Raw genomic sequence first — 7,146 nt, 5'->3', positions numbered from 1 at the left:
CCCGAACACTCACGCGCTCTTATACACCCCGCACTCATCATAAATGCACGCGCAATAGCCACATAATCAGCCCCGATGCCAAAAAGAACAATGGCATCATCAGGAGTAAGCACCTTTTCACTCGCTATGAGTTTTACTCTCTCACGCACACCTTCACGCCTGAGCGCCCTGTCTGCAATATAGAGCGCTTTTGATATGTTCATTCCAACTCTCATCATCATCTCCAAAGGTGCAGCGCCACTCCCGCCGTCACCTCCGTCAATAGTTATAAAATCAGGATGAGCATCACTCCCTGCATCCAAACGCTCTTTTAGAAGTTTTGCATACTCATCAAACGCAGCAGCAGATGAGATAACTATTTTTACACCTACAGGCTTTTTAGAGAGCTTTTTAAGTCGTCCCATAAAATCAAAAAGCTCTTCTAAATTATGCCCGTAGGGGAATTGGTTTGGACTAAAGAGGTTTTTATGTGCTTCCACCCCACGGTAGTAAGCTACCTCTTCACTTACTTTAGAAGCGAGTAGTTTTCCACCTGTCTGTTTTGCACCCTGTGCCATTTTTATCTCTGTCATTTTACAAAAGCGCATTGTCTTTTGGTACCTTGTTTCACAAAAGTTTCCATCTTTATCACGTACCCCGTAAAGTCCGCTGCCCATTTGAAAAATAATATCTGGTATATCATCAGGCACAACAGTTGGAAAAACATCCAAAGGTGCATCCCAATTTACCCGATAAAATAGCATCTCTTTTTGGTTAAAGAGGTAACTGTCCGATGCTTTGGAGTCCACAACCATATGCTTATAGACCTTTTGTGCAATCGCATCATTAAGAAAAAAACGTAAGAAACGGTAGATACCTTTTGCAAAAAATGTCCCCTCCTGCGTTTGGAAGAACTTACACTCTCGTGTGTACTTATGTGTATAAAAAAAGTTAGAAGTAAGACTTCCCTCTCCCGTATTTATAGGAAATTTTCCAAGATATGCACCCTTTGTAAATGCCCGTGTTCCCTCAGGTGAAATTGCACCATCACTCATCGCACTTCTGCCAAACACAGACTTTGTCTTAAAAGGAATGGGGGAATTTTCACCAAAGGTCACACTAAACTCATCACTTACATCTTCGGTATTTAAAACGCAATTAGCATTTTTTATGGAGATTCTCGCACTCTTTTGCGGCTGACCAGGGGAAAATGAAGCATAGGCAGATTTTCTCTCTGCTGAGTCATATACCCAGCGTACCTTGTCAAAAGACTCATAGAACTTCTCATCACCAAAGTACTGTCGCATAGGATCACGCAGTGCATAAAAAACATAACGCATACGCCCAATAAGCGGATAATTTATAAGCAATTGATTTTCTCTTTGAATATACTTATCATAGATAAATAAAACAATTGAGACAATGACAAAAAGAGCAAAGAATGCCTTCATCAAGAACATTAAAATAGGAAAGTGCATCTCCCCTATTTCATGTGTAAAGTGGACAAGTGCTTCCATGACCTAGTTTTTTTCTCCAAAGATTATACGATCAAGTGAAAATTTTCCAGCTCCGTGAGAGAAGAAAATAAGCAAAAATGACATATAGTAAAGTGGGATTTCAAAGCCGTTATTTCCTGCTGAAAATCCATTGCCTAAATGCACAGTTACAATGGCTACTATCATAATAATGATAAGCGGAATAGAGATAAATCGGGTAAAAAGTCCTAAAGTAAGTAATACCACGCCTGTTATCTCTGTACTTGCAGCCATGTATGCATTGAGCGTTGGAAATGGAATGCCCATAGAGCCAAACCACTCCGCAACAGACTTCATATCTTGCCATTTCATCATAGCTGGTTCATAAAAACCATACGCAACTAAAAGCCTTGCTACGAGCAGACTTAAGGATTTGAAATATTCACTCAATCGAGAATATTCGAGATATATATCTTTGATACACATAATAAACTCCTTCGTTTAATTAAGAGTATTGTAACTGTATAGTGTGTAGCATATGTGTACTGCCAAAAACTGAAAAAACTGAAAAGATAAGAGAGAAATGATGCCACAAGAGAAATAAGTCCAAGCAGAAGAAAAGGGGAAGTTCTTACTGCTTAACTAGGAGTATTTTAAAAGAGTTAGACTACTTAGAACCGCACTTACCTGCACCACATTTCATAGATTTTTTCGCTGCCTTTTTAGCATCACCGCATTTGCCTGACATCCCTTTTTTAGATGTTCCGCATTTCTTTGCTGCTTTCTTTTGTGCGCCACATTTACCTGAGCCACATTTTTTTGCCGGTTTTTCCATAGAAGAACCACACTTACCTGCACCACATTTCATACCGCTAGCACTAAGTGAAACTGCACCTAAACCTGTAAATAACGCTGCTCCTAAAAGCATTGCCGCTAAATTTAACTTTTTCATAATCCATCCTTTGTGTTGTTGTTTTGAAGCATTGTATAGAAATAATGTGTAGTCTTTGTGTAGTTATGGTGTATAATACGCGAAGAATTATAAAAAGGTTACCAATGTTATCACAAACGCAACCACTTGCAAAACAGTTTCAAATATTTTACAAAGAGCATACGCCTAAAACACTCGAAGATGCTGTTGAAAAATTTGCCATCTTCGGTGGTGTCGGCTGGGGTGACATAGAGACTTCTAAGCCCTCTTATGAGCTTATTGAAAAACTCATTCTTGATGACTACTCTTACATCCGTAATGACGTAAATGACATCACATCTGGTGCTCCTTTGTACCACTCTCTTTTAAGTGCCATTGCTATGGGTGATGGTAAAACACACTCAAGCTACAAACGGGCAAAGCTTGACAAAGAGGTGGGGGACAAGGCTGTTGAGGAGCTTGTTGAACGTGGCATTATCTACGTGGAAAAACCAAAAAAAGAGTTTACCTCATGGGCTGAGAATGAACAGCTCGACAACAAACTTTACTTTACTACTCCATTTTTGCGTTTTTGGTTTGCCTTTGTTTCACCACTTTTTAAAGGCATTCGGGACAAAGATTACACAGAGGTAAAAAAGCGTTGGGAGAACCGTGAAGCAGAGTTTACGAACCTCATTTTCACACAACTCTCTCATGCTCTCATACAAGAGAGCTTTAAAGAAGAGGACAAAATAGAAGCAATATCTGATTACTGGGACAAGAACGCTGCGTTTGAGATCTATGCCAAAACAGAATCTGGCAAGACCATAGTCGGCATCACGAAATACACAAACTCAAAAGTCAAAAAAAGTGAGTTAAACAGACTTCAAGAGCTCTGCGCAGAAGCAAACATAAACGCAGACATTTTTGTCATCGTAGCAAAAAAAGGCTTCTCAAGTGAACTTAAAAAACTAAAAGGTGAAAACCTGAAACTCTATACACTAAAGAATTTTAAGTCACTCATTTAGCGAGATTCCTATGATTTTTGGTATTTATTTAAAAACATGTCGTGAAAATTATAATTTTACACAAGAGGAATTAGTGCAAAAGCTCTATTTTTTTGATGATTTGTTTAAAGGTTTAGATATTAGTACTTTAAGTCGTTGGGAGAGAAATACTACTAAACCAAATACCGATAAACAGATTCAAATACTAAAATTTTTTCAAACACAAAGTGGGCTTATACTCTCATGTTTTGAAGGGGATGAACGCCAATCTATAGAAGAAAAGCTTTGTAAAATCGGTGTGAAAAATCTGCTTGGAACATCAAAAGAGCATATATTAAACGCTCCAACATCATTCTTTAATATAAAATATGCTTCGATTAGCCATATAAATCAGGCAAAAGATATTGACAAAGCTTTGGCAATGCCATACTCCACTATTTTAGGTCTCACAAATAATGCGTACAACCTTTCAATCCAAACAATAAAAGAGTGGTCTCTAAATCCAAATAATTTCTTTATATATGCACAATACCATGAAGAGTTTGCGGGAATGTTTTTTTTCACTGCGTTTAAAGCCTAAAGTATTCCACAATCTACTCAATTTTAAAATAGAATTTAAAGATATTACAGCCGATGATTTTGCAAGTTTTGACGAAATGGGATGTGATATGCCTTTAACCTTTTTTGCACATAATGACAAAATCTCTTCTCTTCTCATAATAAGCAACTACGCTCACCTCATAGCAAATCAACAAAAAATAAAAGAGGTAGGTTCCATAACTCTTTTAAATGGCGCAAAAAAACTACTCCAAAACATAAACCTAAAACACTACAACACTACAACAACCGAACAGGGAGACTTAGACTCTTATGTGGAAAAGCTTAGCAAAGTCCTCGTCAATGAATCGGTACTTAAAATGCTTTTTCAAAAAGAGGAGTGTACAGATTAAATACTATAAATAAAACTCATCTATCTGCTCTTGTGCTGCTCCAAGATAGTTTCCCTGCCCATACTCAATATTTAACTCCATTACCTTACTAAGAGCTTCTTTGCTTGCAACATATTCTGCTACAAGTTTTATATTTTTCTCTCTTGCATAAGTCTGTATTGTTTTGACAATTATTTGACTCTCTTTTGAACTGGCTATATTTTCAATAAATGAACCATCTATTTTTATAATGCTTATAGGTAAATTTTGCAGTTGAGAAAAATTAGAACAATTTACACCAAAGTCATCTATTATAATTGCTATACCCAGTTTATAAATTTTAAGAATATTTTCGTGAATAGCACTATTTTTTGCAATAGAGTTATACTCAAGAATTTCAACTGAAAGTTTATTTGTAGCTATACCATACTTCTCTATATTTATTTTTATAAAATCATATAAGTCATCTCTTTCAAGCTCTTGCGTTCCAATATTTACACTCAGCTTCACATTTTTCTTATTTACTTTTTTGCATGCACTAATGAACATAAACTTAAATATTTCATACATAAATCCAGCATCATAAGCTGCTTGAATAAATAATCCAGGTGAATAGATTTGACCCTTATGTTTTATTCGTATAAGTGTCTCATATTTATCTATTGTATAGGTTCTAAGATTATATACTGGTTGATAATAAACCAAAAAAGACTCTTTTTCAATCTGCTCTTGAATTATTGGTACCCATTTATTAGTGTTTTCTATCTTTTTTAAAATTTTCAAATCATCTGAGTAGTATTTGATTTTATTTATACCACTGTTTCGTGCTTCTTTAAGTGCCAACTCAGCTTTTCTCAATAAATTATGTTCATTTTGATAAGCAACCCCTATTGAGATAGCAACGCTGTTGTTAAAATTATTTGTGATAATTTTTATTTTCAAAATATCACTGCGAATTGCTTTTACACGCTTAAATATATTATCTACTGCGTTTAGGTGTGGTATAAGTCCAAAGAGGTCATTTCCAAGATGATAAATAGTGTAATCATCATGATACATTATTTGTAAAAATGCCCCAAACTCTATAAGCACGGAATCAGCAATTTTATAGCCATAATTTTCATTTATTTTACTAAAGCCTACTATGTCAATCAATATCAATGTATTTTCATCTCTAGCTGCACAATCTTCATTAAATTTTGCTCTATTATAGAGGTGTGTTAATGGATCTCTATTGAAATCTTGAATTATTTCATCTTTCATTGTACGCCCTCCTTTTTAATCATAAAAGCAGTATATAAGAGAAACAAAATTCAAAGAAGAGCAAAAATGGTAAGTTTTTTCTTGTAAATATGCCCATAAGCAGTAAATGTGTAAAACTTGATAAGGGAAAATAAGGGGGAATAATTTTAAATTGATAGTGAAGTAGTCGGCAGCTCTTTCACTCACTCATGTCAAGTTTATTTTTTTCGATGTAGCGCCGAGTAATGCCTTCTGCCAAGGGAGAATGGCAGATATTTCCAAGATAGACAAAAAGAATAGTTTTTCTAGCGTTTATCCCAGCTAACCATACCCCATTTTTCTAAATCATTTTGCAGGCTTTTCATACTTTTATCTTGATGACACGCGTAACAGGCATTTGTCTTTTTAGGCATTTTATACTTCAAAGTCTCTGCAGGTGTTACAAAGCCAAACATATGTGAACGCACTGTTAGTGGTGATTTTCCTGTATGGCGTCCTACTTTTGGCATATGGCACTCAACGCAGAGGCTTCCTTTTGAGTCAGCTTTATGGTGTGTATGCGCACTTAATGTCTCCTCATGCGGTCCAATTGGAGAGCCAAAAGAGTGACACTTCATACAAAGCGCATTTCCTGTATTGTTTTTTGCAGTTGGTGCGAGTGTATGTGGATTATGACAGTTGATGCAGGTGATGCCATGTTTACTCATCATAGAGTGCACATACTCATTCCCTTGTGTACGGTTATGTTTTCCCATTCCATTTGCATAGAACTCACCCGTTTCATGCCCCATCTCAAATGGTGCTACCATTTTATACTTCGCCAAAGAACGCCCTGCTTCGTAACCTATTGGGTAGTCAATTGCATCATCATAAATCTGGCTCATATTCTCATCTTTAAGACGGTTGTCGCGATTTCTCATATGACACTGCAGACAGACCTCATTTTGGCGTACAGGATCGGCAAGTGCAGCAAGATAAACCTCTGATTTTGGATTTTTGATATGGTTTGAACCCGGTCCATGACACATTTCACACCCAATCCCCGGCTCAATACGTTTTTGCTCCGACATATACCCCGTAAAGTGACAGCCATCACATGTTTTTGAAGTCGGCACTTTCATATTGTCATGAGGGTAGGCATTTTTATACCAGTAGTGCCATGTTTTGTAGTGTTGCCACTTACCAGTTTGCGTATTCCATTGATAATTTCCAACCACATAATCTTTTGTGCCGTTAAAATCTTTTTCAAGCATATAACGCTGTTTGAATTTTCCTCCAATAGTATAAATGACATCTTTAAGCATAAAATTCGCATCAGAAGGCAATTTTGTAAAGTTACCTACAACTACAGAAGCATTTTTCTCCACATTTTGAATCATTCGTGGGTGCATAGAGTGTGACCACTCATGATAGTTCTTTTTATGACATTTTTGACACTTATCTGAGCCGACAAAGTGCGCTTTTTTTTGTGCATTATCCTGCAAATCGACCTCAACACCAACATGATTTTGTGTCAGTTGTTCATAGTAAGGAAGAATTTTTCCCTCTTTTTTATAGAGATAATACCCCACTCCAATACCAACAAGCAGCACCAATAATAAAAA

The 7,146-nt window shown here is 36.4% G+C and carries 9 protein-coding genes; 3 read left to right on the top strand and 6 right to left on the bottom strand.

Annotated elements, in window-relative coordinates; genetic code table 11:
• From MV589_RS02665 to MV589_RS02655, 3 genes are all read right to left on the bottom strand, one after another.
• Nucleotides 1-1,496: glutamate synthase-related protein (locus MV589_RS02665; protein ID WP_297431780.1), on the bottom strand; the 1,496-nt coding region annotated here is incomplete at its 3' end.
• A gap of 3 nt (nucleotides 1,497-1,499) precedes the next feature.
• Nucleotides 1,500-1,940, bottom strand: a complete 441-nt coding sequence (locus MV589_RS02660; RefSeq protein ID WP_297431778.1) for an HvfX family Cu-binding RiPP maturation protein — start codon at nucleotides 1,938-1,940, stop codon at nucleotides 1,500-1,502.
• A 181-nt stretch (nucleotides 1,941-2,121) separates the two neighbouring features.
• Nucleotides 2,122-2,406: an HvfA family oxazolone/thioamide-modified RiPP metallophore gene (locus MV589_RS02655; protein WP_297431776.1), complete on the bottom strand. Its 285-nt coding sequence runs from the start codon at nucleotides 2,404-2,406 to the stop codon at nucleotides 2,122-2,124.
• A gap of 104 nt (nucleotides 2,407-2,510) precedes the next feature.
• Here MV589_RS02655 and MV589_RS02650 point away from each other — a divergent pair, with 104 nt between their 5' ends.
• Genes MV589_RS02650 through MV589_RS02640 form a run of 3 tightly spaced genes read left to right on the top strand, consistent with a single transcriptional unit; the run spans nucleotide 2,511 to nucleotide 4,321 of the window.
• Nucleotides 2,511-3,392 carry a DUF234 domain-containing protein gene (locus MV589_RS02650; protein WP_297431774.1) on the top strand — a complete coding sequence of 294 codons (882 nt, stop codon included), beginning with the start codon at nucleotides 2,511-2,513 and terminating at the stop codon, nucleotides 3,390-3,392.
• A 10-nt stretch (nucleotides 3,393-3,402) separates the two neighbouring features.
• On the top strand, nucleotides 3,403-3,951 hold the full coding sequence (locus tag MV589_RS02645; RefSeq protein WP_297431772.1) for a helix-turn-helix domain-containing protein: 549 nt from the start codon (nucleotides 3,403-3,405) through the stop codon (nucleotides 3,949-3,951).
• A complete protein-coding gene (locus MV589_RS02640) occupies nucleotides 3,905-4,321 on the top strand; it encodes a hypothetical protein (protein ID WP_297431770.1) in 417 nt (138 codons plus the stop codon). Before MV589_RS02645 ends, MV589_RS02640 begins: the two co-directional genes overlap by 47 nt.
• 3 nt (nucleotides 4,322-4,324) lie before the next feature.
• On the opposite strand, the gene MV589_RS02635 is transcribed toward MV589_RS02640, so the two are convergent.
• From MV589_RS02635 to MV589_RS02625, 3 genes are all read right to left on the bottom strand, one after another.
• Nucleotides 4,325-5,563, bottom strand: a complete 1,239-nt coding sequence (locus MV589_RS02635; protein ID WP_297431768.1) for a bifunctional diguanylate cyclase/phosphodiesterase — start codon at nucleotides 5,561-5,563, stop codon at nucleotides 4,325-4,327.
• Between the two features lie 178 nt (nucleotides 5,564-5,741).
• Entirely contained in the window at nucleotides 5,742-5,840 is a 99-nt protein-coding gene (locus MV589_RS02630) for an arsenate reductase/protein-tyrosine-phosphatase family protein (RefSeq protein ID WP_297431781.1), read from the bottom strand.
• A gap of 7 nt (nucleotides 5,841-5,847) precedes the next feature.
• Nucleotides 5,848-7,146, bottom strand: a 1,299-nt coding sequence (locus MV589_RS02625) for a multiheme c-type cytochrome (protein ID WP_297431766.1), incomplete at its 5' end; no start/stop codon positions are given.

The sequence above is a fragment of the Sulfurimonas sp. genome (assembly GCF_026991475.1).
GTDB lineage: Bacteria > Campylobacterota > Campylobacteria > Campylobacterales > Sulfurimonadaceae > Sulfurimonas.
This window is presented reverse-complemented; position numbering and strand designations above follow the sequence as displayed.

Coding starts and splice junctions, on each gene's coding strand:
- MV589_RS02660 (WP_297431778.1), bottom strand. CDS start 1,940: ATGTGTATCAAAGATATATATCTCGAATATTCTCGATTGAGTGAATAT.
- MV589_RS02635 (WP_297431768.1), bottom strand. CDS start 5,563: ATGAAAGATGAAATAATTCAAGATTTCAATAGAGATCCATTAACACAC.
- MV589_RS02655 (WP_297431776.1), bottom strand. CDS start 2,406: ATGAAAAAGTTAAATTTAGCGGCAATGCTTTTAGGAGCAGCGTTATTT.
- MV589_RS02640 (WP_297431770.1), top strand. CDS start 3,905: ATGAAGAGTTTGCGGGAATGTTTTTTTTCACTGCGTTTAAAGCCTAAA.
- MV589_RS02650 (WP_297431774.1), top strand. CDS start 2,511: ATGTTATCACAAACGCAACCACTTGCAAAACAGTTTCAAATATTTTAC.
- MV589_RS02645 (WP_297431772.1), top strand. CDS start 3,403: ATGATTTTTGGTATTTATTTAAAAACATGTCGTGAAAATTATAATTTT.